Below are 26,226 nucleotides of genomic sequence, written 5' to 3'. Positions count from 1 at the left end.
CGAACAAGAAAAAAAAGGACATTCTCCCGAAGATCTCATTGATCTTTGGGAGAATGTCCTTTTGCTTAGCTATAATCGTTTATGCGGTCACTGCTGTCTCTTCATCTGCTGACTTGTTATTTTTCGTAGTCAGGAAGTATACCGCAGTCAAAGCCAAGAATACGAGACCGAATCCAGCCAACATACCCGCACTAGACCACATGCCCTCGAAGCTTCCTGTGGAGATAACGTCCTTGTAACCTTTTACGCTGTAAGTCATTGGCAGTAACGGGTTCAAGGCCTTCATCCAGTTCGGAATGAGTTCCAGTGGGAACGTACCTGCGCTTGTTGTCAATTGGAAGATCAGAATAACGATCACGACGAAGCGTCCAGGCTGATCCAGCCATGTGACAAACATTTGCACCAGGAACATAAACGACAAACTCGTGATGAACGTGAAGAGATAGAAGAGTGGAACACTCTGTACCTCAAGCTTCAATCCATACAACATAACTACTGCTGCCAGTAGAGATTGAATCAATCCCATACCTGCGAAAGAAAGAGCGCGACTGACAAACCGGTTCCATCCGGATGCATTCGGTACCGATGAATTGCGGATCGGTAAAATAATTGTGGAGATCAACGCGCCTACAAACAAACCAAGTGACAGGAAGTAAGGAGCGAAGCCTGTACCGTAGTTCGGCACCTCGTTAACTTTATGCTCTTCAACCTTTACAGGACCAGCGAACATGCTGACCGTCTCGTCAGTTGTCTTAATATCGCCAGTCTTGCCGGCAGCCTCATTCAGCTTACCTGCAAGCTCCCCGCTGCCTTCCTTCAATTCGCTCATTCCATTTACCAGTTCACCAGCACCGGAATCCAGCTGCTTGGAACCATCAGCAAGGGTTGTTACACCGCTACCCAACTTGCCTGCTCCGCCTGCAAGCTGCTGCGTGCCTTGCGAAAGAGTTGCCGCACCGCTTGCGAGCTCCTTGCCGCCAGCTGCCGCTTCGCCTAGCTTCGTACCAAACAGCTTCATGCCGTCTGCCAATTGGCTTTGTCCTGCGTTCAGCTGTTTCACGCCTGCGAGCAGCTCTTGACCGCCTCCGGCAAGCTGTTTGCCGCCTTCAGCAAGCTGGCTAGCTCCCGCGCTCAGCTTGCCAGCGCCTTCCTGCAGCTGCTGTGTGCCTTGATTCAGCTGTGCTGCGCCTTGGGCCAGCTGCTGCTGGCCGGCATTCAACTGACTTGTGCCAGAGGCCACGGATTGGCTCGCTGCCAATAGCTTCTGTACGTCCGGACTCTGTGCCAGCTCCGGATTGCTTTCAGCCAGCTGCTTCAATCCATCGGCAACGGCTTTGGCTCCCTGCTCCAGAGAAGCCGTCGCTTCCAGCGATTGATTCAGACCAGCCTTCAGGCTGCTGCTGCCTTCATGTGCACTCTTCGCACCTTCCGCAAGCTGAGATGCTCCTGCCTGATTCGCTTGAAGACCTTCATTAAGAGTCTTGCTGCCCGCTACCGCAGATTCAATCCCTGCTTGCAGCTTGGCACCGCCTTTGCTTGCTTCCTCAGCTCCTGCCTGCAGCTTGCTGTGACCTGCTTTAAGCTGATCCAAGCCGGAAGCAAGGGTGCTGGCACCGGTGTTCAACTTGCCGGCACCGTTATTCAAGTCCTGCACTCCTTGCGTCAAAGGAGCGAGTCCATCTTGCAGCGCTTGTGTGCCGCTGACCATTTTAGCCAGATTCTCTTTCAGTTTCACTGCGCCATCGTCCAACTTCACGGCACCTTCGGATAACTTCGTGGCGCCGTCCCCAGCTTCACTTAAGCCGTCGGACACTTTGCCTACTTGATCAAACAACGTTTCCGTGTAAGCTTCTGTCACTTTGGCGGATACCTTGGACTGAATCTCCTTCACAGCGGTTCCACCGATCTGCGCGGCGAGGAAGTTATAACCTTCATTCGGCTCAAATATAATTTGGGCCGGTGCGGGATGTTCATCCATCAAGGTTGTTGCCTGCTGCGAGAAATTCTCGGGAATGCTGATCGTCATGTAATACTTATTATCTTTCATGCCTTGCTCTGCTTCACTTCGATCAACGAATTGCCAATTAAAATCCTTCCCTTTCTTCAACTCGGCGACCAAATCCTCGCCAGCCTGAAGCGTCTTGCCTTCAAAAACAGCACCCTGGTCGTTATTGACAACCGCTACGGGCAAATCCTGCATCTTACCATAGGGGTCCCAAAAGGCCCCGAGGAACATACCGCTGTACATGACCGGTATGAACAGCACCGCGATGATCGGAATCAATATTTTTTTATTCCGAACGGCAGCACCAAGATCTTTTGTAAATACTGATAGTGACTTCATCCCAGTCTCTCTCCTTTTATTCTCTAGATACAGCAGCTATTTAGCCGACATGCGTCTGCAGCATAGGCAGAACACAATTTTTCCAACACAGTACATAATGACCATTCTGCTCATTCGGTCAGTTCAGGCCAAAAAAAGATCGCTGGCAAGGAAGACGATCCCTCAAGCCATGAGAGTACGCCTTCCTCAACACGAAGGAGGGTTAAGCATTCATTCTACGAAGAGGCCTTCAGCCCGTCAGCCAAGAACACCATCATATATTCCTTGATCTGCTCCTTGCTCAACGGCTCGCGAAGCTGATTGAAGTCCGTTGTGAGCGCAACATACAGCTTCAGCATCACAAATGATACCACTTGAGCATCCAGCGGCTTGATCTCACCGGTCGATTTGGCTTGCTCCACAATTCCCCGGAGATACCCAACGATTCCGTTCTCCACTTTCGTCAATCCTTCGTGCGCCTTAGGTGTGCCAATATCCCGTACCTCTTGAGACAGCTTAATGAACAGCTCATGCTCACTACGGAATTCAAGCAGCGCATCCAGCACCCGATAGAGATTGTCGAAGAAATCCCTGTCCGACCGGATCTCCTGCTCCGCAAGACGCTTCATCTCCATAATGGCCGATAGCAGAATCTCATCAAACAGTTCATCCTTGTTGGTAAAGAACGTGTAGATCGTGCCTTTTCCAACATTCGCAATCTTCGCCACCTGTTCCATCGTCGTCGCTTTATATCCGAACAAAGCAAACGACTTGGAGGCAGCATCCAGCACCTGCTTCCGACGGTCCACAGCTGACATGCTTACCCCTCCTTCTATAATCTTCTTGAGATGGGCTATCCCTCTCGAAACTGACCAAAATACAATTATGGTCATTCGGTCAAAAATTACTTTATCAGATAATCGAAACCATTGCAATATTTTTTTATTAAAAATTTTATATAAATTTCACTACGGGGTTCAAACGTTATAATAACGTCTAATGTAGAAAAGAGTCCTTTCCATTCAGGCCGGAAAATAATTGAAATGCTTTTCCCTTTCGCGCGTATACTTATGATGCAAACTCTTTTTTTCGCGCCGCTCTTCAAAAAATGATTCCTGTTTTGTAAGATAGAGGGAGAAAGAAGTAGGTGAAACCATGCGATATACAAGAGTGCTCCTCTTCTCAGAGGGTTTCGGTACAGGGCATACGCAAGCAGCGTATGCCCTGGCTGAAGGTATACATCGGATAAGTCCCGGCATCCACTGCCGTGTGATTGAGCTTGGCAATTTTTTAAATCCAACCGTGGGACCGTTAATCTTATCCGCCTATCGAAAAACCGTCAGCACCAGGCCGCGTCTTGTCGGCATGCTGTACCGTTCGCAATATAAGAAATCGTTAAACCGTCTAACACGGCTCGCGCTGCACCGTATTTTTTATGCGCAGGCCAAGAGGGTCATCGAACAGCTTAAACCGGATCTTATCATATGTACCCATCCTTTCCCAAACGCCGTGGTCTCCCGTCTGAAGCGTCAGGGACTCAATGTTCCGCTTTATACGCTCATCACGGACTATGATGCACACGGCACCTGGGTCAATCCGGAGGTTGATGAATATCTTGTCTCCACACCACATGTGAAGAACATGCTGATGCTCCGGGACATCCCTCCGGAGTACATCCATGTAACGGGCATTCCGGTGCACCCTAAATTCTGGGAACGGGGTAACCGGGAGGCGCTCCAGACCGAGCTGCAGTTGAAAAATATGCCGACGGTGCTGATCATGGGTGGTGGTTGGGGGCTCGTATTCAGTAAAGATCTGCTCAGCAAGCTGGCAGCAAGGGCCGGGGATATCCAATTGGTTTTCTGTATGGGACAGAATGAGAAGCTGGTTGCCAGCATGCGTGAAGATCCGGTCTTCCAGCATCCCAACATTCATGTTCTCGGTTATCGTAACGATATACATAAACTTATGGACGTATCGGATCTGCTTATTACGAAGCCTGGCGGAATGACGTGCACGGAGGGAGCCGCGAAAGGTATCCCCATGCTGTTCTATGAACCTATTCCAGGACAGGAAGAAGTGAATTCTCATTTCTTTGTCAGCGAAGGTTATGCAGAAATCCTGGATTCACCTTCCGTGATCGACAAATGGCTAAGCCTGCTGTCTGATCATTATGATCAGGTATCGAATAAACGTGACCAAGTCTGCGGCAGACGCTCCCCGCATCTGGATCCCAATCACTGTGCCAGCAAGGTGATGGAAATGCTGGTTGCAGGCCGCTTGCCTGAAAACCACGAAGACCATATCAAGATTTTAGCGGACCAGCCCTAATATTCATTATGCTCACATTCTTCAGCTATTGAACTTTACCCAAAAAAGCTTCCCTGTCGTTTGTGACAGGGAAGCTTTTTCTCACCTTCGGTTCACTAGATTTCCAGACTTTCTCCTGCTTTCAACGGATGGCCCTGAACACCCATCTTGGCCAATTCGTCACAGAAGGCTCCAGCATCCTGTTTAATGCCCGGGAAGGTGTCATAGTGTACAGGGATGACATATTTCGTCCGAATCCACTGCGCGGCCAGCAGGGCGTCCTGTGGGCCCATCGTTAATGAATCACCAATCGGCAGCGCAGCCACATCGATGTTGTTCATCTCTCCGATCAGGCGCATATCACCGAACAAACCTGTATCACCTGCATGATAGAAGGTTTTACCGCCCATCGTTAGAATGACACCTCCAGGCTCTCCTGCGTAGAGCCAAGTGTCTCCAACCGATATGGATGACGAGTGAAACGCCGGGGTAAATTTCACCTTAAATCCATCGAACTGTGCGCTTCCCCCGATATTCATGCCATGCGATTTGACCCCTTGGCTGCCGCAATAGACCGCCAGTTCATAAACCGCGATGATGGGACAATCATTCTGCTTGGCAATCTCGATGCAATCGCCAAAGTGGTCGGAGTGCCCGTGCGTCAGCACCACAGCATCCACCTTTACGTCTTTGGGATCGATACCTGAGTTCGGGTTCCCTGACAGCAACGGATCGATAATGACACGAACGCCGCCTTCTTCCACCAATATGCTGGAATGGCCGTAATACGTTATATTCATGGTTAAACACACCTCCTACATACTAGTTTACCCATATGGGCTCTACTTGTAAAAAGAGTGGTTCCCTATTTTTTTGACAAACGTTCTGGAATGATGCACGGTCAGATCCTGCGCAAGCTTAAGAGAAAGGAAAAAGTACGTATCGTCCTTTACCTCTTTTTGGCCATGAAGTGCCGCATTCACGGACTTGATCGTCTCTTCGTTCGGCTGGACACGTTTAAGACGCCCGTTCGCTACAGGACTAAATTGGTGCTTTTGATAAATAACATCAGTAATCGTATCGGGAAAATTAGCTGACCGTAGCCGGTTTAAGACAACGTTAGCAACTGCTACTTTGCCTTCGTACGGTTCGCCTTCCGCCTCTGCCATGACAATCTTCTGGAGCAGAAGCAGCTCTTCAGCTGACAAATCGTAAGTCCAGGTTGCCTTATCTTTCTGATCCTGGGTCAACGTATTTGTTCTCGTGAAGTATAGAGTTGTGGGGGGTGTTAGGCTCTTGGCCTGTGATTTTACGACATGTTTCCCCTTTTGTTTTGCCGGTTTCCCGTCTGCAGTTTGAGATTTGGCTTTTTTCTTTTTCTCTTCTGCAGCCTTCACTGTTTGCTGGGAGTATAATTTTTGGGGGTCAGCCAAACCGATACCTTGATCGTTTGTGAACGCCCCGTTCTTGCCGCCTGTCTTATTCCACTCCTGGAAAACAATTGAAGACAAATTGCTGACAGGTTCCCTATTCTGTGATGTACTTGCTTCTGTTTTGAACAGATCAGGAATCTGTTCAGGAGCTTGGGCAGCCACTACAAACTTCGGCATCTCCTGCTGTCCTTCTTCCCCACTTGTTGTCTTTGCCTGCATCCCAAGCAAGCTTATAAGAGACAAACTCACAAAGAGTGCACCAATTAACAGCGCAACCCAGCGATTTTGCCGTAGCACTTTCATAACCATATTTTTCCTCCTATGATGTCGAAACATTCCTACACTATGTAACCACATTTTTAGGCATTGAAAACATGGTAATTTTATGAACATTTTATTTTCACTTTCAGAAAATCTAGGAAAGCCGCGCCACACCTACTTTTTCGTACATGGGGCTTGCATGCAAATTTGTTCGAAAAAGAGCAATCTCTTGCACTTTCCATTGGAAAGGTTCGGGTCCACTTCCGATAACATCCAAAGAAAATTTTTGATCACCTTGAAATTTACGGCTAACGGTGATGTGCGGACGATAAGGCCGATCCTCCGGCACGAATCCACAGGATTCCATTTTCCGGACTACCGATCGCTGAAGCTGTTCTAGTGCAGACAATTCCCCGCCGACTCCTGCCCACAAAATTCTGGGTGAGGCCATTGCGCCGAATACACCCGCATCATGAAGACGGAGTTGGAATGGTTGATGCTTCTTCGCAACCTCCTGAAGCGCTGCTGTCAGCTCCTCTATGCGATGTGTGGGCGTATCGCCCAGAAACTGCACGGTAATATGATAATCCTGAGGATGAACCCATTTTCTGAAAGACACTTGCTCTGCCCACTCAGCCGTCCACTCCTGAATCCGTGAAGACACATCGGCAGGCAAAGGTACGGCAACAAATAAACGATCCATAGTTTCCTTCTCTGAAAGGCTCACTAAGACACTTCCTTCCCTTCCTAATTACCCAAGCAGCCCATTGTCGGCTCCTATAAGCACCATGTTTTCGAGATCGTCTATAGTTTGAGCAAATTAACCTGAATTTACTATTCAGGGTGCATTTGTTCGCCTAAAAATATGATGAAGCTCCAATTTACCATAAATCAGACAAAAAAACATGTATAATTTTACCAACACGGTGTGTCACCTGTGCGCAAAGTTTTGATTTCTGATAATATGTTTCAAGAAGAATAACGCTTTTTTTATGGTTGATGATTATATTCCTTAGGAGGTAGCACCATGCCGAAAATCGTTGCGATACACGAATTAACTACCGAACAACAGCAAAAAATCAAGGAAATCGCTCCTGACTGCGAGCTGTTGGTTTCAAAAGCCAAAGAGCTTACGCCCCAATCCATTCGAGATGCCGAAATTCTAATCGGCTGGTCACGTTCCTTACAGGAGAACATCTTGTCCAAGGACAGTCAACTAAAGTGGATTCAAGCATGGTCAGCCGGTGTGGATAAAATGCCGCTGAGCGAGCTTGAGAACAAGGGAATCCAGCTTACCAACGCCAGCGGCGTACATAGCATACCGATTACGGAGCATATTTTTGCAATGATTCTGGCCTTCACACGCAACCTGCATCTCGCCATTCGCCAGCAATCGAATAACAAATGGGATACTTCCGGCAGCTTCACGGAACTAGCTGGAAAAACGATCGTCATTGTCGGCGTTGGTCAGATCGGCAGTCATGCTGCGAAGGTCGCCCAAGCATTCGGCATGCGAACCGTTGGCGTCCGCCACTCCGGTAAATCGGATCCTCATGTCGAAGTCATGTATAAAGTCGACCAGCTTGAAGAGGCCCTGGCAGAAGGCGATTATGTCGTGAACATACTCCCCCTGACCAACGAAACCCGCGGCTTGTTTGACAAGACTAAATTTGCAGCGATGAAGAGCTCTTCTTTCTTCTTCAACGTGGGTCGGGGGCCATCCGTGGTTACGAACGATCTCATTGAAGCTCTTCAATCAGGGGCTTTGGCAGGGGCCGGATTGGATGTGTTTGAGGAAGAGCCTCTTCCATCAGACCACCCGCTATGGTCTATGGACAACGTCATCATGACCCCTCATATGGCCGGAGATACAGATCGTTACAGCGAACGCGTCATGGACATCTTCTTAGAGAATTTACAACATTATGTAAACCGTGAGCCCCTGCCTCGAAATGTAATCGACTATAGTAAATCCTATTGATTAGAGGTTTGTGACCTGGTACTAATATCAAGTATTAATATCCCTTATTTAGGAGCTTGTGAAAGCATACGTTACATTAGTCATAGCAGTTTAAGAAATATGTCTGTAGCATTGACATTCCTTATATAAGACAGACGGCAGTTAGGTGACTGTTGCTGTCCTTCACCGTATAGCGATTTCAAGGAAATCCTATACTTAGATGTTTATATGCACTTTTAAAAAAAGGAACGTCCCGAGGCTTCCTGCCATCCGGGACGTTCCGATTTCTTAATTAATATATTAAAGGAGAATCAGAGAGCGATGCAGCCGTATACGAAACGAGTCATTGAAGTGATTCAGAGCATCCCGGAAGGATATGTAATGACGTATGGACAGGTGGCCGGACTAGCTGGCAGTCCCCGAGGTGCCCGGCAGGTGGTTAGAATACTTCACACTCTCAGTCATATTCACAAGCTGCCCTGGCATCGAGTCGTTAACGCCAAAGGAGAAATTGCCATCAAGGATGATGAATCCCGACTCATGCAGGAGCTATACCTTCAAGACGAAGGCGTTATCGTGAATCATAAAGGTATGATCGATTTGGAGAAATTTCGTTATCATCCTCCTGAATAGAATCCGAGAGCGAATGGTTAACATAGCCATCAATTCATACTGCGATTAATTTATGCAGGCCATTTGCTCATATCACCATTTACTCGCATAGTCATTTACTCCCACAGCCATTCCTCGCATAGCCATTTACTCGCACAGCCATTTACTCGCACAGCCATATCTCCCTCACAAAGCTTCCCTTGCGCGTCTTTCCTTGACGAAGCAGCTTCCAACCTGTGCTCATGAGCTGTTCCCTTAATGGCTCTGTACTGACGATGACAGCACGATCTGACAGCCGACGTAAGCTATGGAGCATCTGTAATTTTTCCTCCTCTGGGAAAACTGAACACAGATTATATGGCAGATCCAGGATCGCGGCATCATAATGCCCCTGCAATGAATTCATATCCTGGATCGCAACCAGATTATCATCGTATCCGTAATGCTTGAGATTCACTCTTGCTCCCCTAATGGCGAGCGGGTTAATATCCCGTCCTTCGGCCGTGATTCCCATCGACAACGCCTCAATCAGTACATTCCCCATCCCGCAGCAGGGATCAAGAAGCGTGACTTCATCCAGCCTTGGAACAGCCAGGTTGACTAGTGCCCTGGCGACGCGCGAGCTGAGGCCTGTGGAATAATTTTGCGGTTTCTGCTTATGATCCAGCCATGCCCGCTCAGGTTCATGCAGCATCCCCATTCTCCAGTTACCGCCTATGGACACCATGCCGAGCGTGATATCCGGCGCTTTCATCTGTGCCTGTCCCGTTATGGCTCGGCCTACCGTCCGCTCATACCCGCGCAATTCCTCATAACTGAAACGATCCCCAGCCTTCAAACATACCACTTTGAAGGTTCTGTCTTTAAGTTGAATAGAGGCTGCCTTCTCTGCCATTTGCTCAATCGACTCCGCTGTTAGCCTGATATCAAGGCAAGCCGTTAAGAATGGGCTTCGATCAGGATCAATCCAACGCTCGCTCTCTAGCCAATTCTCTCCTTCAGGCTCATGACCAAACAGCTCTGTCAGCTCCATGCAGCAGAGCTCCTGCTCCGTTTCATGACAGGAGTATGTGTACAGATAAGATGGCTTATGGCTTACAAATTGCTCTCCAAAAGCAATTTCATATTTGTGTAAACTCATCATTTATTTCTTCTCTCTTCTATTATATATGTGCGCAGGTACAACCCTGTTATTTACTCTTGTTCCATTAACAGCCGATAGGATTCCAGCCGCGCTTGATAATCGCTAACGGGCGTAACGATCAGAAACTCATCGCAGCCATATTGCTCTGACATCTCCTGCAATCTGCTTCGCACGCTTGCAGGCGTGCCGACGATGAGTCTCTTGGACGGGCCTGCAGAAGTAGAACCATCAGAAGCCACCTGAGGGCCTCTAGTTTCTTCACCAGGCTCTCCTTGAGCGTATCCGTCTCCGGCAGGAGTGGTGTCTCTTCTTCCGATAGATCGAGGAGCATCAGCTCCGTGGACTCCTGCTTGTTCCTTAGGAACCGAGTCAAGGTTCTGATCTAGGGCCACCGTTGTCTTGTTACAGGGTGTGTAGTGGGCATCAGCTTCGAATCGACCTTCTTTAGGGTCCGCGGCCACGGTGCGCTGTCCCGGCTGTGGAATGTCAGCCGCGAGCTTCTCCGCCTCTTCCTGCGTCTTAGCACAAACTACGCTGACCGCCACCATCGCTCGCGGGTCTTGCAGATGAGCGCTTGGCTGAAAGCCTTCCCTGTAAGATCGGAGAATCTCCGCACCGTCTGCATCGCTCATGAACTGGCCGAATACATAACCCATGCCGAATTCAGAAGCGTAGCCTGCACCTTTCGTATTTGTGCCCAGCATCCACATTACCGGTTGAGCTGCAGGAACCGGCTTCGCAGCGACCGGCACATCTTCATAACGATACCGATCCTCCAGCAGCTCGGTCAAAGACCTGATCCGCTGCGGCAAATCAGCCACATGGCCCAGAAAGTTACCGCTGAGCGCCATGCTCGTATGGGCGGAACCTCCAGGTGCCCGTCCAATCCCGAGATCGATGCGACCGGGGTACAGCGCTGCCAGCATGCGAAAATTCTCCGCCACCTTCAGCGGGCTGTAGTGGGGCAGCAGCACGGCGCCGGAACCAAGCCGGATGCGCGTAGTCCTGGCGCCGATATGGGACAGCAGAATTTCCGGTGAGGCGCAGGACAAGTGCTCCAGATCATGATGTTCTGCCGCCCAATAACGCCCGTAGCCCCAAGCTTCCGCATGCTGGGCCAGCGTCACCGCCTGCTGTAAGGCTTCCTCGAACGAGCTCTCTCCTAAACGCGGAACCAAATCCAGCACGCTTAGCTTCAATTGGTTGTTCATGCAATCCCCCCTTTGACCTCCATCCCATCTTCCGATACAAGTGATATCAGGTTCAGTTGAGTCACTCTTGCTGAAGCAAAAATGGGCAATGGTTAAGGCAATAGAATAGCAGCCATAAACCCTGTCCTCTCGCTGTTCCTAATCCAAATCGTAAATGGAGCCTACCTTCAGCCCATACAACTCGTTATAGATCTTCTCGGCAAAAGCATCAGTCATCCCTGCAATATAATCAATCACCATATGCTCCCAGGTCCATATCGGATGAGCCCGCTTCTGGTCTGATTCATAACGTTGGAGCCAATCGGACGGAATTATCGCCTTGGATGCGACCGGATCAAGAAAAGCATCCCATAGACGCTTGATGATCCATTCGCTGCGTTTTTGCAGGCGCTGTACGCGCAGATCACGAATCATGGTTACCCAGGCAAAGCTCTTCAGCACACTGACCGTGCGCAGCATATCCTCGTCTTCCTCGCCGTCTTTGACAAACGTCACCTTTTTCCAATTCCCGTTTGAGATTACCCCCAAGCTGCCCACAAACAGGCTGACCCAGTAAGCCTTGACCTCACGCCGAGTACGGGAATAATCATTCTCGCAGGTCGGCATTTTCTCATTCCAAATCTTCAGGAACTCATCCAGCACCAGTTCCACCTTTGGGTGAATTTGCTCCTTCGTCCAGCCCTTCCATACTTCGTCTTCCAGCGTCATGATCTTCTGCACGATCAGTTTGTTAAGATGGCTGTCCCGCAGAAAATGCTCATGCACCTCGATCTTCCCTGCCTTAATACCATCCTCCAGATCATGCGCGGAATATGCAATGTCGTCACAAAGGTCCATAAGCTGCGCTTCAAGGGTTCTGTGCGTGCCGGGAATCCCCCATTCCTTCCGAATCTGTGAGATGTATTCCCATTCATGACGGTACATTCCCTTGGGATTATCGAGGCCCGAGAATGGATACTTGTTAATGCCAAGCAGCACCGCATCCGATAAGTTCAGCCCGTTGACATTCTCTCGTTTCTCCAAAAACATAATCAGCCGAAAATTATGCGCGTTCCCTTCAAAATGCTCATATTTGCGCCGCATGGCCTGTTGTACCTTGGCCGCCTGCTCTGGTGTCGGCGTGCCCGGTTGGCGCGTCAGCTCTTCCTCGGTTTTCCGGTTTATATGCTTTTCCAAAATATCCTGCAGCACCTCTTCGCCCTTATGGCCGAATGGCGGGTGTCCAAAATCATGAGCGATCGCCGCGCATTCCACCACCTCGGGATCAATCATCAGTCCTGCATTCTCCGCCTGCTCCGGCAGCACTTCAGGATAATGACGCGTCAGGCTGCGTGCAGCCTCGCGTGCGATCTGCGCTACCTCAAGCGAATGCGTTAGGCGCGTCCGGTAGTAATCTCCCGTGCCAGCTCCAAACACCTGTGATTTCCCCTGCAATCTGCGAAACGTCGGCGAATGAATCAAACGCGAATAGTCCCGTTCATAGGCCGCCCGTGAAGCATCCGACTTTGTTTGCTCTGGATATTGGCGATGCTCTCTAAGCTCCTTCAGTTTCATTTATCCCACTCCTGTTTTATCTGTTTAGGATCGCTTCTATATAGTTCATTCTTTAGATTATATGCCATCAGGCATCTGAAAGAAAAATGCCATAGCAAAGTAAATCCGTTCCTTCCTTGTATACCCGCTTTGACGCTTCCGTTATCCGGCTGTACACAAGTTCCGTCAGAATAAAAAGGTCAGGAGTAAGGGAGCAAGATCTATCTATTGGGGAAATGCATTCAATTACCTGCATGTATGAGGGCATCGTTATAAAACGATATATGATAGATAATGTAGCTTTTTTATGAGGGAATAGATTTTTTAGGAAACTACATTCATTGGAAATGGATCTTTCATCTATGTACGAAAGAGTATCAGTTCTGAATGGATGAGATTCTTCATTTTGCATTCTCTTTAACCATATAGTATATTTTATCGGCGGTGTTCAGGTTCTTGTTGGGGTCCGCTATGGTAATGTCGGATTGCTTAACATATACTTCTGCGTTCTGGTTTGACGTAAAGTTAAATTTTGGCGATTCCATCGATACGATCAGACTTAACACATGGGCCTCTTGAGGATTTCCGTGTTCACTGGAGGACTCCTTTGAATACAAGGTACCGATACCCGGAATATCGTCGGACAGATTATATTTCATCAATGAGTTCAATGTCGTGAGGATCTCCCGTTCATCTCCGGTGAAATCTTCAATGCTTATATATTTCGGTACAGCACCAGCTTGATCAAGAATCTCCTGGATATTGAAATATTTAGAATTTGCTAGGTCACTCTTAGGGCCGCAACCGGCAAGGAACACCAGGCATAGCAGCATGCCTATCCATTTTTTCATCAGACTGGCCACCTTTCGAGGGTTTAATTCTTAAACGTATTTACCTGCCAAAAGGTTATTACATCAGCGTACGTTTCATTTATGACATAGACATTTGATTCCAATTCTCATAACGCTTATTGCCGATACATAGTAATGAGAGTTTGTAACAAAGCAAAACAAATAAAGCTGACCTCAGTTGGATTACCGATGCCAGCTTGCATATTCGTTAGGACTTGTACATGTATACCTAATCGGTTTGAACCGCTGCTTAGTTTCTTTACAGCAGTATTGTTTCATTTTTACATACATAGTCCCTATATAACTTCGTAACTCTGCCTGCCCAATGTTCACTTATCCACTTTATTAAAAAAGCCCAATCGATGCAGGACGGTCATGATTCTATAAAAATCGTAGCTGCCTGCAGGATCGTTCAATACTTTTGCCTCCTGTGCAGCGTGTATTGCAGGTTCAGCCCAAGTTGGAACTTTAGCAGGTTTCGCTGCCTCGACAGCCGTAAGCCTAGCGTTTATCTGCTTGATGGTGCTACCCTGCTCGTTTAGCAGCTTTAACGCAGAAGCATATTGCTCACTCAACTGACGCATCTGCTCCTGCGTTTTTTGCAGCTCCGTGGTTAATTGTTCGATTTTCATGCGTTCCTCCTCCTTTGGATTTGGCAGATCATATTGATAAAGCGAGTGCTGTTCGATTAGAGAGATGAGTTTGCTCGGGTATTTGGGATCTGTTGCGTAGCCTCCCCTCCAAATCTCATTCGCTGCCGTTTTGTAATCCGCCCAGAGCACACCATGGTACCGCATTGGCTTGTCTCTCGTTCCGTTCAGTATGAGCTTGGTATGATCCGTAACCGATTCATGCCAGCCGTAATATTTACGAAACTGAGCATTCACCGTATAGGGGATTTGCCCCCGGTACTCCGTTGTCTGCATCGTGACGCTTCCCGCTGGACCGGTGCCTTTGATGCCGAACAAATTATTCGCTTTTTGTGTAAGTCCGCTCGTTCCCCAATTGGATTCCAGAATGGCCTGGGCGAGCGTAAGCGAAGCGGGCACTCCATACTGACGCATGTCCTGGGTCGCAATGGGCGCCAGCTTGGCTATAAATTCAAAGGGTTTCATCCTTGTTTTCCCCCTTTCGAGTAGTCTGCTTAGTCTCTTCGGATTTGATTTGAAATACTTGTACCACATTACGCAGGGACTGCGGGATCGGTACCCCCATTCGCCCGACATTCTCAATAATAGACAGCAGCTCATTCGCGAGATAGAAGAATATTACTGTATTCTGGAAATAATTCATCTCGCCCAGTACCTGATCCACCAGATGCATCAGCGCGATAATGAGAAAAATGGTCATTTTTCGTGCAATCCCCGTATACCCCATACGGCTGCGCAGCTCGCCGTTCATCCAGGCCGCACCCCATCCGGTCAACCAGTCCACCACCACGAGCCACAACAACAGATGCAGCGGCAGCGTCCATCCACCCCAGACGTACCCAGTCACGGCCCCCGTCCCCGCCACCAGCATCTTAAACAGCTGACCGATGTGCTCATACATAATTGTTCCTCCTTTATATGATTTTTAAGATGTGAAAAAGCCCTCGGGGGAGCCGAGGGCCTGGGTTGCTGATATTCATGGTTTGCTAAAGGGGAAAATCCTTGTTAGCGTGTACGTCACTTCGCCTGCGGATCATGCTTCCGATCGCTGTTGCCCACAGATTTTCCTGATCCTTTATCGATAGGGTTAAAATCCGTGGACAAAGGCGACCGCTCCGCTTCTCCAGCATGATTCCGCCTTCTCCTTTGAAGCTTCTTATTTTGTGAGCAGATCCAATGAAGAATTAGTAAAACTCGCCAGTGATGACTTCATATTCTTCTGAGGTGATTACGTCAAACCAACGTATTGTCTCAATTGAAGCTTCTGCGCCCACTTCTTTCATAGTAGTATTTCAGACGTTCAAAATCGTTCTCGAACATCGTCATCTTCTCCTTTCGATCAGTTATTCTCAAGTGACAGCAATCGTAATTCAAGCCCAACAATTTTGGCTTCTTGCGCCTCATTCTGATGGCAAAGCTCCAATGCATCGAGTTTCCTTGTTACCATCTCGATGCCCAACCGGTCTAATTCATTGAGTTCCACAGGTTGCGGTCTTGTCAGCTCCACGATTTCTTCAGGTGTTAACCCTTCGATTCAAAAGTCTAGCATCAAGATAGATTCCATTATTGGCGCCACACCATGCCCATCTTCAGCAAAACATTACCATTTAGAGAATGCTTCTTTGTTTGAATTCTGGGCTTTACTCACTCCAAGCATTGAGAACAAAACGCGGTCGCAACAAGCCAGTAGTTACCGGGATACCGTCAATGTAACCGGAGATATTGAACTCAAATTCACTTGATGATTCATCATCTGTTTGTATCAGATCTACTATTTGTGGTTGGTTAAAACATCTGATATTCCGAGTTTCGAGGAGGAAATCATGGCTATACGTCCACTCCAAATTGTGCCTAGAGAAGCTAGCCTGACCACAAACCTGTTCAGCCTCAGTGTTATTTGTCACTTTCACTTACCAGTCAATCTGGTTTATTTCTTTTTGTCCATTTTGCTGCTAAATGGATCTTCGTACTCTTTTACACTCAACTTATCTACAGCTTGGTCAAGTGCCTCTTGTTCATGAATTCACTTCGCTACTGTTACTTCATTCAAATAGGCCCGCTTGGCACGAAGCCGGGCTATGTTATTCTAAGCGAACTCTATAACCTGTGCATGCCAGTACTCCGTGCCTACGGTGTTACGGGATTCCCCTATAAAGTTGATGTTAGGCGTGGATGACGTCCCTTCAATGTAACAAGTAGGAGCTGCCGCAGGTCCCTGTATCAGACCGCCAGAGGATTGCCTATACCAATAACTACCGACTACCAATGTTTTTCTAGGGTTCACCCAACGATCAGGGAGTACCTTACTATAAGGTGTGGAACCGGATGATTTATCAAATGTGTAATCATTCCTGAATACCACACTCTCATACTCCGTGATTTCCCAGAAAACCGTGACCGTCTCGTACGCCGATACGGACCGCATAAATACTGCGTTATTATACTGCGGCTGTATACGGCCCATGATAGCCTGATGCTGTGTGTATTGGGTTATAGAGACTGAACTGAATCTAAGGATGGCCCCGTACCAATCAATCCCATAAGATGACAGGTCCGCGTGCGCAGTGACTTCGTTTCCTGGTATTACGGAAACCCCTCTAATGACTCGTTTTATAGAACTTAGCGAACCTCCTACCCCACCTATATTTACGCCTTTTCGAATGTTCTCGGTTTTTATTCCTGGCTCGTTTCTATAGACCCAAACTTGACCGTTGTAGTAGCCGGCTGGGGGGCGAAGTGCATATTGCCCCGAAGATACTTCATAAGACACAGCTGACTGGTCTGTCGTCCTGTTGGCCATTAAGCCATTGATCTTCTTCCCTTTGGCGTACCCTGATTTTCCTGATAGAACGTGAAGTTCTTCGATGGTTGCGTCTGCAGTATCCACGACTGTACTTTTCCCTGGAACCCCGAAGATACTGGTACCCGCTCGGATGTTATCCGGCTTATAGTTAGGGTCCGTTGTGATTATTGATCCGAACCCCCCGCTGTTCACCCCAGGTTCGTAGTACCCTTTTGCGGGTTCTACTACTAGGGCACCCCCGTGGTCCCCTTTTGCGCTTACCGCTTGCGCATAGCCTTGCCCTAGCTTACTGCGGGAATAGTCAGGTATGTTCCCACTTACTAAACCGTTCTCGGTTCCTAAGGTGTACCCTGACAGAACCTGGGCCGCGGTGGCCGTTCCATATTCCCCCCCTTCACCCTGTAAAATAAAAGCCTGACCATCATATACCAATGTGTAGAGGCCATCCTGCTTAAAACTAGCAGAACTCCCGTTCGTCTTGAGCACTGGTTTGGATCCCAAACCATTAACGTTGAGCATTGGGGCTCCGGTGCTTGCAGCATTGACCTTTACGGTAACTCGGATTCCAGCTGTAAGGCTCGCCGGGGCAGGCTTTAGATTAACCTCATATTCGTTCGCTTTAGGCTGAGTCGTAACTCCGTATCCTCCAGTTCTCCCCACAGCCTCATCAACCTTATCCCAGTTTTCATTCAGCATCGTCTCAATGTTAAAGGTCTCGTTGCCATCCACCATTGGGTCTTTCTTCAATAGTCCTAAATTCGGTGTATTACTGGACAACTCAAACACCTCCTGCAAATTTGTTTAATGGCGTTTGGCCCATGTCAAACAGGGTCATCACGTCATGAATATCACGTATCAGCAAGTAGTTGAACGCATACGTTATCGCTATATGTGCTGGCTTGATCTCCTCAATGGCAGATTTCAGATCCCCCAAATTGGGGGGAATACCCAGCGTATCGCGAAAATGTATCGTCACTCTATACTCTGCCGGCTGAACGGACACCTCAATGTTGCCTCTATCGTAGGCTTGCGCTACGTTTTTGAGCATGCTGGCAGAAACCCTTCCGCTGCCTCGCATTTTCGAGATGATAACTGAACGCCGCTGCTCGATCGGCTTGGATAGATTCACCGGGATATTCAGATCCTGCTCATACCGAGACAGCGTCCATGTAGCGGTTTCTGGATAATACTGATCCAATTGATCATCCATTTTCTGCGTGAGCTTATCTAGTTCAGGCCCTTCGGCATCTGCAATAGCTTTCATTTCTCTAATATCATGATAAAAGGACGGCAGGTACCCCAGCCAAGTTTCGGCTTTACTCATCGGACCGTCACCGTCCCTAGGACAGCCACCGCTTCAGGTGCGATCGGAATGCTGTCCGTACCGCCGTTCACGGTCAGTACCTCGTAGTCGATAACTGCTGGAATATCCAAGATCACGTTGGCAATCCGGTTATACCGAACCAATGGGTCGGACATAGCAAGGTCTTTGAGATACTGGCGAACACCTTGCTCAATGGAATCCTGCACACCATCTATCCCGGCTCCTTCCAGCAGTGTAACCTGTACCTCAATATTTACAGGGACTTCAACCGCCCCCACCACGGTTACAACCGAGCCTACTGGAGCAGTTCCTTCCCCCATGCCATCCATGGTTGGATCGATATACTGCTGTACCGATTCCACTACAGAAGGCGTAGGCGATCGCATCTCATTGTCTAGCAGTACGACCTTCACTGTTCCCGGACCATCCCATAACGGAAAAGCCTTGGCCTTGCCAACCCCCGTTTTCTCCCTGGCCCATAGCTCATATTGATTTCGGTTCGCACTGGTCACAGGGCGGGAGATTTTCTCCCGATAGCGCTCATATAACACTTCATCCGATTCGGTATCTTCTCCGGGTACCCAGAGCTCCATTAGTTCTGCCTTAACTAACCCTTCAACGTATTCTAGCGGAAGCAGTGAACCAAATCGGCGATTGCCTTCCTTCCCGCTTGTCTCACATTCCAGAACATATTGCCCTGTATCCAGCCGGGTAATCACTTTGTAATTTAACGAATCCAATGAAAAACGGCTTCCCAAAGGAACATCCACAGGAGAGCCGTTACTGCCTGAGAAATGTCCCAGAAGCTGCGCTTTTGTTGCCTTCTTTCGGATCAATCCCGACCAGGCAATACTTCGATCCAAAAATTCACCCGTCGCTGTAGCGGCAAATTTCAGGTTCATGGAATACTCCATTTCCACGTACATTTGGGCAAGTTCAGCTGCAGAGGGTGCCAGCGCATCATAGATAATACTGCCTTCCCTTTTATCCATGCCATCCGGTACTCTGCCCAGCATTCGATCCAGAATCAACTCATACGTTTGTTCCTCAACCATCCTTCCTCACCTCCTCTGTCATATGGAAAGCCCCATATATGCTTCGAACGATATACTCCGCTAAAGCCTGTTCGCCTTTAAAAGTAATCTTCATGTCATCTACCGATAAAATGCGGTCATCCTGCAGCAGTGCTTCCTTGATGTGCCGCTCAATTTCAGCATAGGCCCATAGCGGATCACGCCCGATGACAGACTCCAGCTCTTGGCCATAGTTGCTGCTGTAGATCAAATGTTCAAAACGACGAGTCTGAAGTATTTTTACAACAGCCTGTTTAACAGCCTCCAGACCATCAATGTAGCCAGCTATCGTTTTTTCTTTCAGATTTAGTTCATACGTCAAACTTGGCTGCTCTAGAGTCTCCATAATCTGACTGTCCGGTTGAAGCGTTCCACCTTGCGGGATCATGATGGCTTCACCAACCGATCCAGTATGAGATACGTCTGACCGCCCTGGTAACGAAGGAGCAGCACCGTGTCTCCTGCCTTAAGTCCCTTTCGGATTACATACTCTACACCCTCAATGTACAGCTTGTATTCCGTCAACATTTCCCCCATAACTAAAAAATCCTCCGTAAGGCTAAAACGTTGATCCACGTTCACCTCAAGAGGACTTACAGATGTGACTGTGCCATACAGCACCGCCATCGGGTTTGTGCTTCCTACGGCGCTGAGACTGGCTTTTTTGATAATATCTAACATCACTGCTTACACCACCTTCATATTCAGCGACATCGTATGCGTACCGTCCGAAAATTTATGCGTGCACTCATCGATGAGATACGGCTTCAAGCCTTCTTCGGGAAGATTTACATAGATTGTATTTCCGGCACGAACCCGCAAATCCCCGATTGCATCAATTGACAACGTCTTCTGCTCCCTGTTATTCAGCTCCAGCAAGTTCTGCGCTAATTGCTTCAATTGAGCTGGATTCATGTTCTCGTCAGCGACCTCATACAGCTGGAGCAGCCCCCACTGGGCGATGTTCTCCCCATGCTGGTATAAGTAGACGTCTCTCTTCCCCGTTTCCTTGTTGTCCCGCACGACTTTGACGCGGTTGTACGTCTCGTTGTCGATGCTTTTTTTATAAGAAAAATCCGTCATGAGGCTGTCTTCTCCTACCGCGAGCTTAAGCAGCATGTCATTGATGTTGGTTAATCTCAACTCACCGAAATGGTCATAAAACATATAGTACTGCTTGGCCGCGATCAGCGTAGAATCCAAGGCCTTGCAAATAATATCGATCAGCTTCTTGTCTGCTTCCAGCATGGCAGGGATGGTATGGCCGGTATTGGCCAGCGTCCCGGTTTTCAGATTGAAGTCCTTGGCAATCTTCTGGATGATATCCTCCACCTTGGCATTCGTGAACCGGTAAGTATCGTTGCTGGACAGGTAGCGCAGCTGATCATAAGCCATTACCTTGACTTGGGCGTCCATACCCCACTCTTTGGAGAAAACATAGCCATAAAACAGGTCCTTATCATCCTTGCGAAAGCGCACAATGTCACCATTTTCCACTTCGAATTCCTTGCTCTGCGCGAGACCATCATTAACGTAGTTGATATCAAGACTTGCCGGCTTCGCCTGACGGCTTGTTTTCCACGTGATGTCGGTGACAATCTGTCCCAGATCCCATACACTTCCGTTCTTGCGATCAATCATCAGTTCGATCATGGTTCCACCTCTTTAAGGAATCTTGAGAACCCGGCCGACGGCCAGCTTTCGGACCTCATGGTCCTTGATTCCATTCAGTTTTTGGATCTCTGTATGACGCGAACCGTTTCCGAGCAGCTTTTGAGCAATGCTCCACAGGGTATCACCTTTGGCAATCGTATAGGAGGTTGGCTTTTTTCGGTCATCCGGCCTGTCTTTGGATTTTACCGCAGCGGCCTTTTCGTCCTTAACTGGCACTACCTTTCGTGCTCCGTAGAACACATAGCGTTTAAGTGTGATCGAGAACTCGATATCCTCTGGCGATCCCGGCATCGTGTTCCAATTGAAGCTTTCAATGGAGGCCGCCATATTGATCCCAAAAGACTTCACAGATTCTGCTCCATTTTGACCATCTGTACCGCTCATCGGATCGGGAACTAGCCCCGTCATCACAAAACGCACAGGTCTCCGGGTCTCCATCCAGCCTTTAATGGTATTTACATAATCAATCGGCAGCTTCAACTCCCCATCCGAGCCTAGATGCACAAATGGATATACCCTGCCTGGGAAAAAGCTCTCAAACGAGATCTCCGTCAGCTTTGGATGCAGAATCGCATTCACTTCGCCAAGCCCCGCTACCGTATAGGATTTGCCATCCCCGCTATCCTTGACGTCAATACGCTCAGGGTTCACCGGAAATCGAAAGACCTCCTCCTGGTTATTGAAGCTCAGAAAAAATCCATAATCACTCATGCTACAGATACACCCCCTCGGCACTGGACACAAACTGTTCCTCCAGCGTTCGGTTAATTCTCGACATGATCGTATCCAGATCAGCCCCGGAATTTATATCTCCTGTCGTCATCTGCACGGTCGGCGTTAAGGTGATCATATTGCTAATCGCATTCACTTCCGCCAAGTCGCGCATAACCTTCAAATCCTCGCTCGCCACGTCCACCGAGTTGTCCACTTTACCAATGGAATCGATGCTGCCGCCCGCAGGGGCTACCGGAATTGGAGCTGTTGGCATTGTGGACACTGGTGGGGTTGAGGGTGTTGTTGGATAGGTAACATCGTATCCGGTTTTGCCCATATTGTACTGTTCTAAAAGATCCTCGTTGTTCTTACCCAAATTCTTATCTGGCATGAATTGATTTTTGAACTTATCTACGGAGAAATTTTCAATATAATCTTGCCCTGTATCCTTGATATTCGTAAAATCCGCCTTATATTCAATCTCCGCAATTTGCTTGGTATCCACGCCAAGAATCTTGCCGAAAAAGCCCGCTACCGCGTTAACACCCTTAATGATCCCATTAATAACTGAAATGACCGTGTTAACCGTGTTTTGCGCCAGATCGACGATGAAACCAAATACGTTGCTAAATATCTGCTTAAGGCCCATAGTCACTACTTTCCAAGCCCCGAATGCAGCCATAACAGCAATAATTAATGAAATTAATAACATAAGAGGGTTAGCTTTGATAACCATATTAAATATTCTCATCGCTCCTGCAGCTATGTTCGTAATCGTGGCCATCACGGACTGAGCTGCTGCAAAAGCGTAAGCCGATATTCTTCCCATGATCATCCCTGCATTTAACATGGCAAAAAAAGCACCTACTAAAGCAATAACAGGAAGCAACCCCATAAATATTGTGACCAGATTCCATATGGTGTTACCGACACCAGCAATCGTAGCTTTAATGAATTCCCAGGCTGGAGGGATCATCTCTGCAACCCATAAGAAGCCTTGCCCCACCAACGATAACCCTGAGGTCAATAAGCTAATAAATGGCTCAAATGCCCCTGATTCAAACCCAGAGGAGATTAGATCCAGTATTGGCACTAAAGCTTCTAACGCTCCGCTTCCAATTTGAGCAAATGAATTATTGACGTAACCCAATATCTTTTGCCACTTGCTCCCAGGGGAGTCCATCATCATTTGAAGAGCCTCTTCCGTCATTCCCGATTTCTGCAGCAGTTCGTCCATTGATACCAAAAATGCTGAAAAATTCCCTTTAGATGCGGCAACTTCTTTAGAAAATTGTTGAATATTGGTTTCCGGTATCTGAAACTCTTTTGCCAGCGAACTAGTATCACCTTGCATAGCGCTCATAATCGCAGCAGTGGCATCACCCGAGCTTTTCCCAGTAGTCGAAAGCTTACTTAAACGTTCTGAAAAACCATTTAGAGTGGCAATTTCATCGGAATTTTTGGTCATGTTCAGAAAAGATATTGAATTTTCTAAGGCTTTGTTGACATCTGCTCCTGACTTCAATGCATCTTGTTTGAATTTTTCAAACATAGCAGAACCAACCTGTGGATCTCCTATTTTGCTCTGGATTACAGTTTCCAAGTTCTTTTGTTTTGCCGCCGGTATAATGGAAACATCTGCAATGAACTTCATTCCCTTATACGCAGTCTTCATTGCACTAAGCGCCTTGCTTAATTTGCTTGTTTCCTTTTCTCCCTTTTTTACTTCAGCATTCAGATTTTGTTGAGTTGCCGCAGCATCTTTTAATTTAGCATCAGCTTCTTTAATTTTTGCCTCGGTTTCTTTTATTTTTTTTGTCGCATGCGCAAAGCTCAAACCAAATATAAACGTCTGCTCAAAAACAAGTTTATCCCAGTTATTTATTGCCTTCATTATTCCTGGTGGGACTGGAGTATTCGCCATTCCTTCACCCCCTTCTTCTACAACCTATCTCCGCTTCCTGACTCGCTCACGCTTCTCCTTCTCCACCCGCATCGAGATCATGGCATAGATGGCGGCCCGTTCCCGGGCCGCCATCGCCATAAGTTGGTGAGGAAGGATGTGCAATTCGTGGAGGGCATAGTACGCATAGTTCGCGTCACCATCGCCCTCTTTGATTAGTTTTTTACTTCATCCACCAGCTCGTTCATATCCCGGTCAAAACCGTTAAGGGCTTGCACCTGCTCACCAAGTGCGGCGAACTCACCGGGCAGCAGCATTTTGCGGAGCAGAGATTCTGCACCCAGTACGCTGTAGGATTTTTGCAGCTCGCTATTTTTCAAATCTGGGAAGATAACACTCGATACCATCAGCTTCGCCATATAGTCATTCGGGTCAATTTCTGGCGTGAATACGCCGTTTTTACCCTTGACCTTACGGGTAGCCGCTTTGCGGCATTCCTGGTTCTCCTCCTCCGTGATGCTGCGCAGCTTCCAAGGCACAGGCCTTCCATCAGCATCCTTAAAACGAACAGAAACCACGAATTCCTCCGTGATCTCCGCAGATGACTGTCCAGCAAAAAACATACTAAAATCGCTCATATTCCTTCCTCCTCATATATGTTAAGTACTAGGCCAATGGGGTAAACGGTGTCTCAATCCGCACATTCTCAAACGTGAAGGCGACTTCTTCCTCCAGCGCCTCTGCTTCGGTGTCGAGTGAAGCCATGATCACACTATCCAAATTGACCCCTTCCAAAATTACCGTCTGACGTCCCGTGGCCGAACCCGGATCCTCATTGCGCACCTCGATCATGAAGTAGACGTCTTTACCGGTCTGAATATATTCCATCATCAACTCGCGGAAGAGAGTAGTTACATAGTAAATGGTCATCGTACCGCTGCCCTTCCAGCCAATCGCCTTATGCTGTACAGCACGTTGGCCCATCGTTTTCAGCTCTGCTTTTTCTTTTTCCACCGTGGCTTCCAGTGTTTTAATGTAGAACATTTCCTCCATACGGTCACCAATCTTGACGAATGCCTTACCCTCTTGTCCGGAAATCGTGTCATTTGCCCGCAAAAATGCCATCTTAGACCACCTTCACTTTCATATATACTTTTTCAATTGCATCCACTGGCTGTACCTTGATGTCCACAAACAGCACATCGCCTTCTGTACCCGGCGTCACCACAATATCTCCGTTCGCATCGAAGTTTTGAATCGCCCCAATGTTCTGCAGAGATGCAAAATACGCCGCACACTCTGCCCAGAATAACGTCCGGCCATCCACATTGTTATCTACCTTACCGATGTAGGACTTCTCAAAAATCAGCTTCAAATCATTGGCAATGCCATCCAGGACGCGAACCACACGGTTTTTGGAAAAATGTCGCGCTTTAGCCGGCTCAATCGAGGTGAAGCTGTTAATATCCTGCTCCACCACCGCCTTGCCTCCGCTGTAGTTGAACAGAAACTCGCCTTTCGTGAGCGCCTCTTCAATCTCGGTGTGGCTCAAGCGAACATCGGTATCCACCGCTTCATCGTAAGCCGCATACGTAAGAGATTCGTTAACAGCGGCCGCAGCCGTAGCGCCAGTTACCCAAGCAACTGCCTTCACCTTGTCCACAACGGTGCCGTTGGTGAGAACGACGCCATTTTTCACACTAATAACTCCTTCATAATCCGCAGCGGAATAATCAGACAGCACAGTTTGGACTTTCTTACCTTCTTGCTCACGAAGGCGCTTGACGAATGCTGTATATAGGGACTTAAGCGTTGGGTCAGCCGACAACAGACCTACGGTCTGGAAGTCCTGAACTTCAAGCGCAGCAAGGAAATCCACATGTTCTTGGTTCGTTACCGTGCCATTGGCACCGCCTGTCAGAGCGAATCCTGCTGTTGCTGCTAAATCACCGGTATCCGGTGCAAAGGTCACGTACAGATTCGGTTCCAGTTCTGCTGCACTTGCTACAAGCTGTTTGTCCACAGCTTTGCCGCCCAGCAGGGTGCTGACCACGAATTTACCGGGATCATCCACCGCGTTCTCAACAACGATCTGGAGATCGTTACCACGTTCGCCGCCGTAACGAGCCGTTACTTTCAGTCCGGCAACAGAACCTACAGCTTGCGTGCCGCTATTTAAGCGATACAGCAGTAGTGTGCCTGCACGCTTGAGTACTTCTTTTACTGCGAGCAGTTGTGGCGATGTGACATCATAACCCAGCACCTCAACCAGATTGGTGCCTGGTTTGATCGTCAGAATTTTATTCGGTTCGCCCCATGGAAGGGATAAGCCCAGCGCCGCAGTCCCCCTTTCACCCACGCGCCCGATCAGCTGCTCCAGCGATGAGATTTGGGTGTATACGCCTGGTCTTACTTTATTAGGTGTTGTCCATGTTCCTCCGGCCATT

25 protein-coding genes and 1 pseudogene are annotated in these 26,226 nt (G+C 48.2%); 3 read left to right on the top strand and 23 right to left on the bottom strand.

From position 1 onward, the window contains the following. Positions 1 to 79: 79 nt before the first annotated feature. Both ABEQ74_RS15485 and ABEQ74_RS15480 read right to left on the bottom strand, forming a co-directional pair. Positions 80 to 2,344 carry a YhgE/Pip family protein gene (locus ABEQ74_RS15485; RefSeq protein WP_430123049.1) on the bottom strand — a complete coding sequence of 755 codons (2,265 nt, stop codon included), beginning with the start codon at positions 2,342 to 2,344 and terminating at the stop codon, positions 80 to 82. Positions 2,345 to 2,559: 215 nt separating this feature from the next. Then, positions 2,560 to 3,141, bottom strand: a complete 582-nt coding sequence (locus ABEQ74_RS15480; protein ID WP_430123048.1) for a TetR/AcrR family transcriptional regulator — start codon at positions 3,139 to 3,141, stop codon at positions 2,560 to 2,562. A gap of 337 nt (positions 3,142 to 3,478) precedes the next feature. Between ABEQ74_RS15480 and ABEQ74_RS15475 the strand changes: the two genes are divergently transcribed. Beyond that, complete coding sequence (locus ABEQ74_RS15475; RefSeq protein WP_430123047.1) at positions 3,479 to 4,654, top strand: MGDG synthase family glycosyltransferase; 1,176 nt, start codon at positions 3,479 to 3,481, stop codon at positions 4,652 to 4,654. A gap of 95 nt (positions 4,655 to 4,749) precedes the next feature. On the opposite strand, the gene ABEQ74_RS15470 is transcribed toward ABEQ74_RS15475, so the two are convergent. The 3 genes from ABEQ74_RS15470 to thpR form a co-directional block, all read right to left on the bottom strand. Further along, complete coding sequence (locus ABEQ74_RS15470; protein WP_430123046.1) at positions 4,750 to 5,433, bottom strand: metal-dependent hydrolase; 684 nt, start codon at positions 5,431 to 5,433, stop codon at positions 4,750 to 4,752. Between the two features lie 42 nt (positions 5,434 to 5,475). Continuing rightward, complete coding sequence (locus tag ABEQ74_RS15465) at positions 5,476 to 6,375, bottom strand: cell wall hydrolase (RefSeq protein ID WP_430123045.1); 900 nt, start codon at positions 6,373 to 6,375, stop codon at positions 5,476 to 5,478. A 106-nt stretch (positions 6,376 to 6,481) separates the two neighbouring features. Continuing rightward, on the bottom strand, positions 6,482 to 7,030 hold the full coding sequence (gene thpR / locus ABEQ74_RS15460; RefSeq protein WP_430123044.1) for an RNA 2',3'-cyclic phosphodiesterase: 549 nt from the start codon (positions 7,028 to 7,030) through the stop codon (positions 6,482 to 6,484). Between the two features lie 324 nt (positions 7,031 to 7,354). Here thpR and ABEQ74_RS15455 point away from each other — a divergent pair, with 324 nt between their 5' ends. Next, entirely contained in the window at positions 7,355 to 8,308 is a 954-nt protein-coding gene (locus tag ABEQ74_RS15455) for a D-2-hydroxyacid dehydrogenase (RefSeq protein ID WP_430123043.1), read from the top strand. A gap of 300 nt (positions 8,309 to 8,608) precedes the next feature. Beyond that, on the top strand, positions 8,609 to 8,920 hold the full coding sequence (locus ABEQ74_RS15450) for an MGMT family protein (RefSeq protein ID WP_430123042.1): 312 nt from the start codon (positions 8,609 to 8,611) through the stop codon (positions 8,918 to 8,920). Between the two features lie 142 nt (positions 8,921 to 9,062). Here the strand turns inward: ABEQ74_RS15450 and ABEQ74_RS15445 are convergent, their stop codons facing one another. From ABEQ74_RS15445 to ABEQ74_RS15360, 18 genes and pseudogenes are all read right to left on the bottom strand, one after another. Further along, positions 9,063 to 10,040, bottom strand: a complete 978-nt coding sequence (locus ABEQ74_RS15445) for a TRM11 family SAM-dependent methyltransferase (protein ID WP_430123041.1) — start codon at positions 10,038 to 10,040, stop codon at positions 9,063 to 9,065. Positions 10,041 to 10,093: 53 nt separating this feature from the next. Further along, a complete protein-coding gene (locus ABEQ74_RS15440; RefSeq protein WP_430123040.1) occupies positions 10,094 to 11,254 on the bottom strand; it encodes an MsnO8 family LLM class oxidoreductase in 1,161 nt (386 codons plus the stop codon). A gap of 138 nt (positions 11,255 to 11,392) precedes the next feature. Beyond that, positions 11,393 to 12,808, bottom strand: a complete 1,416-nt coding sequence (locus tag ABEQ74_RS15435; protein WP_430123039.1) for a deoxyguanosinetriphosphate triphosphohydrolase family protein — start codon at positions 12,806 to 12,808, stop codon at positions 11,393 to 11,395. A gap of 380 nt (positions 12,809 to 13,188) precedes the next feature. Then, positions 13,189 to 13,638: a hypothetical protein gene (locus tag ABEQ74_RS15430; RefSeq protein ID WP_430123038.1), complete on the bottom strand. Its 450-nt coding sequence runs from the start codon at positions 13,636 to 13,638 to the stop codon at positions 13,189 to 13,191. Between the two features lie 329 nt (positions 13,639 to 13,967). Next, positions 13,968 to 14,753: a glucosaminidase domain-containing protein gene (locus ABEQ74_RS15425; RefSeq protein WP_430123037.1), complete on the bottom strand. Its 786-nt coding sequence runs from the start codon at positions 14,751 to 14,753 to the stop codon at positions 13,968 to 13,970. Then, on the bottom strand, positions 14,740 to 15,189 hold the full coding sequence (locus tag ABEQ74_RS15420; RefSeq protein WP_430123036.1) for a phage holin family protein: 450 nt from the start codon (positions 15,187 to 15,189) through the stop codon (positions 14,740 to 14,742). The genes ABEQ74_RS15425 and ABEQ74_RS15420 overlap by 14 nt, the downstream gene beginning before the upstream one ends. Positions 15,190 to 16,215: 1,026 nt before the next feature. After that, positions 16,216 to 16,338: pseudogene (locus ABEQ74_RS15415) on the bottom strand (IS200/IS605 family transposase); the annotation flags it as partial. 36 nt (positions 16,339 to 16,374) lie between these two features. Further along, entirely contained in the window at positions 16,375 to 17,868 is a 1,494-nt protein-coding gene (locus tag ABEQ74_RS15410) for a hypothetical protein (RefSeq protein ID WP_430123035.1), read from the bottom strand. Between the two features lies 1 nt (position 17,869). Then, positions 17,870 to 18,415, bottom strand: coding sequence for a YmfQ family protein (locus ABEQ74_RS15405; RefSeq protein WP_430123034.1), 546 nt, complete (start codon positions 18,413 to 18,415; stop codon positions 17,870 to 17,872). Continuing rightward, positions 18,412 to 19,470 (bottom strand): baseplate J/gp47 family protein, encoded by a 1,059-nt coding sequence (locus tag ABEQ74_RS15400; protein ID WP_430123033.1) that lies wholly within the window; start codon positions 19,468 to 19,470, stop codon positions 18,412 to 18,414. The genes ABEQ74_RS15405 and ABEQ74_RS15400 overlap by 4 nt, the downstream gene beginning before the upstream one ends. Beyond that, positions 19,463 to 19,876, bottom strand: a complete 414-nt coding sequence (locus ABEQ74_RS15395) for a DUF2634 domain-containing protein (RefSeq protein ID WP_430123032.1) — start codon at positions 19,874 to 19,876, stop codon at positions 19,463 to 19,465. Before ABEQ74_RS15395 ends, ABEQ74_RS15400 begins: the two co-directional genes overlap by 8 nt. Continuing rightward, complete coding sequence (locus ABEQ74_RS15390) at positions 19,873 to 20,169, bottom strand: DUF2577 domain-containing protein (RefSeq protein ID WP_053491635.1); 297 nt, start codon at positions 20,167 to 20,169, stop codon at positions 19,873 to 19,875. Before ABEQ74_RS15390 ends, ABEQ74_RS15395 begins: the two co-directional genes overlap by 4 nt. 6 nt (positions 20,170 to 20,175) lie before the next feature. Further along, a complete protein-coding gene (locus ABEQ74_RS15385) occupies positions 20,176 to 21,141 on the bottom strand; it encodes an XkdQ/YqbQ family protein (protein WP_430123031.1) in 966 nt (321 codons plus the stop codon). Positions 21,142 to 21,153: 12 nt separating this feature from the next. Then, a complete protein-coding gene (locus ABEQ74_RS15380; RefSeq protein WP_430123030.1) occupies positions 21,154 to 21,873 on the bottom strand; it encodes a LysM peptidoglycan-binding domain-containing protein in 720 nt (239 codons plus the stop codon). A gap of 1 nt (position 21,874) precedes the next feature. After that, entirely contained in the window at positions 21,875 to 23,800 is a 1,926-nt protein-coding gene (locus tag ABEQ74_RS15375; protein WP_430123029.1) for a hypothetical protein, read from the bottom strand. A gap of 194 nt (positions 23,801 to 23,994) precedes the next feature. Then, the gene (locus ABEQ74_RS15370; RefSeq protein WP_430123028.1) at positions 23,995 to 24,417 is read right to left on the bottom strand and encodes a phage tail assembly chaperone; all 423 of its coding nucleotides are present in this window, start codon (positions 24,415 to 24,417) and stop codon (positions 23,995 to 23,997) included. A 28-nt stretch (positions 24,418 to 24,445) separates the two neighbouring features. Next, complete coding sequence (locus tag ABEQ74_RS15365) at positions 24,446 to 24,904, bottom strand: phage tail tube protein (RefSeq protein WP_430123027.1); 459 nt, start codon at positions 24,902 to 24,904, stop codon at positions 24,446 to 24,448. A 1-nt stretch (position 24,905) separates the two neighbouring features. Continuing rightward, positions 24,906 to 26,225 carry a phage tail sheath family protein gene (locus ABEQ74_RS15360; protein WP_430123026.1) on the bottom strand — a complete coding sequence of 440 codons (1,320 nt, stop codon included), beginning with the start codon at positions 26,223 to 26,225 and terminating at the stop codon, positions 24,906 to 24,908. Position 26,226 lies beyond the last annotated feature (1 nt).

The sequence above is a fragment of the Paenibacillus solani genome, assembly GCF_050475945.1.
Classification (GTDB): domain Bacteria; phylum Bacillota; class Bacilli; order Paenibacillales; family Paenibacillaceae; genus Paenibacillus_AQ; species Paenibacillus_AQ solani_A.
This window is presented reverse-complemented; position numbering and strand designations above follow the sequence as displayed.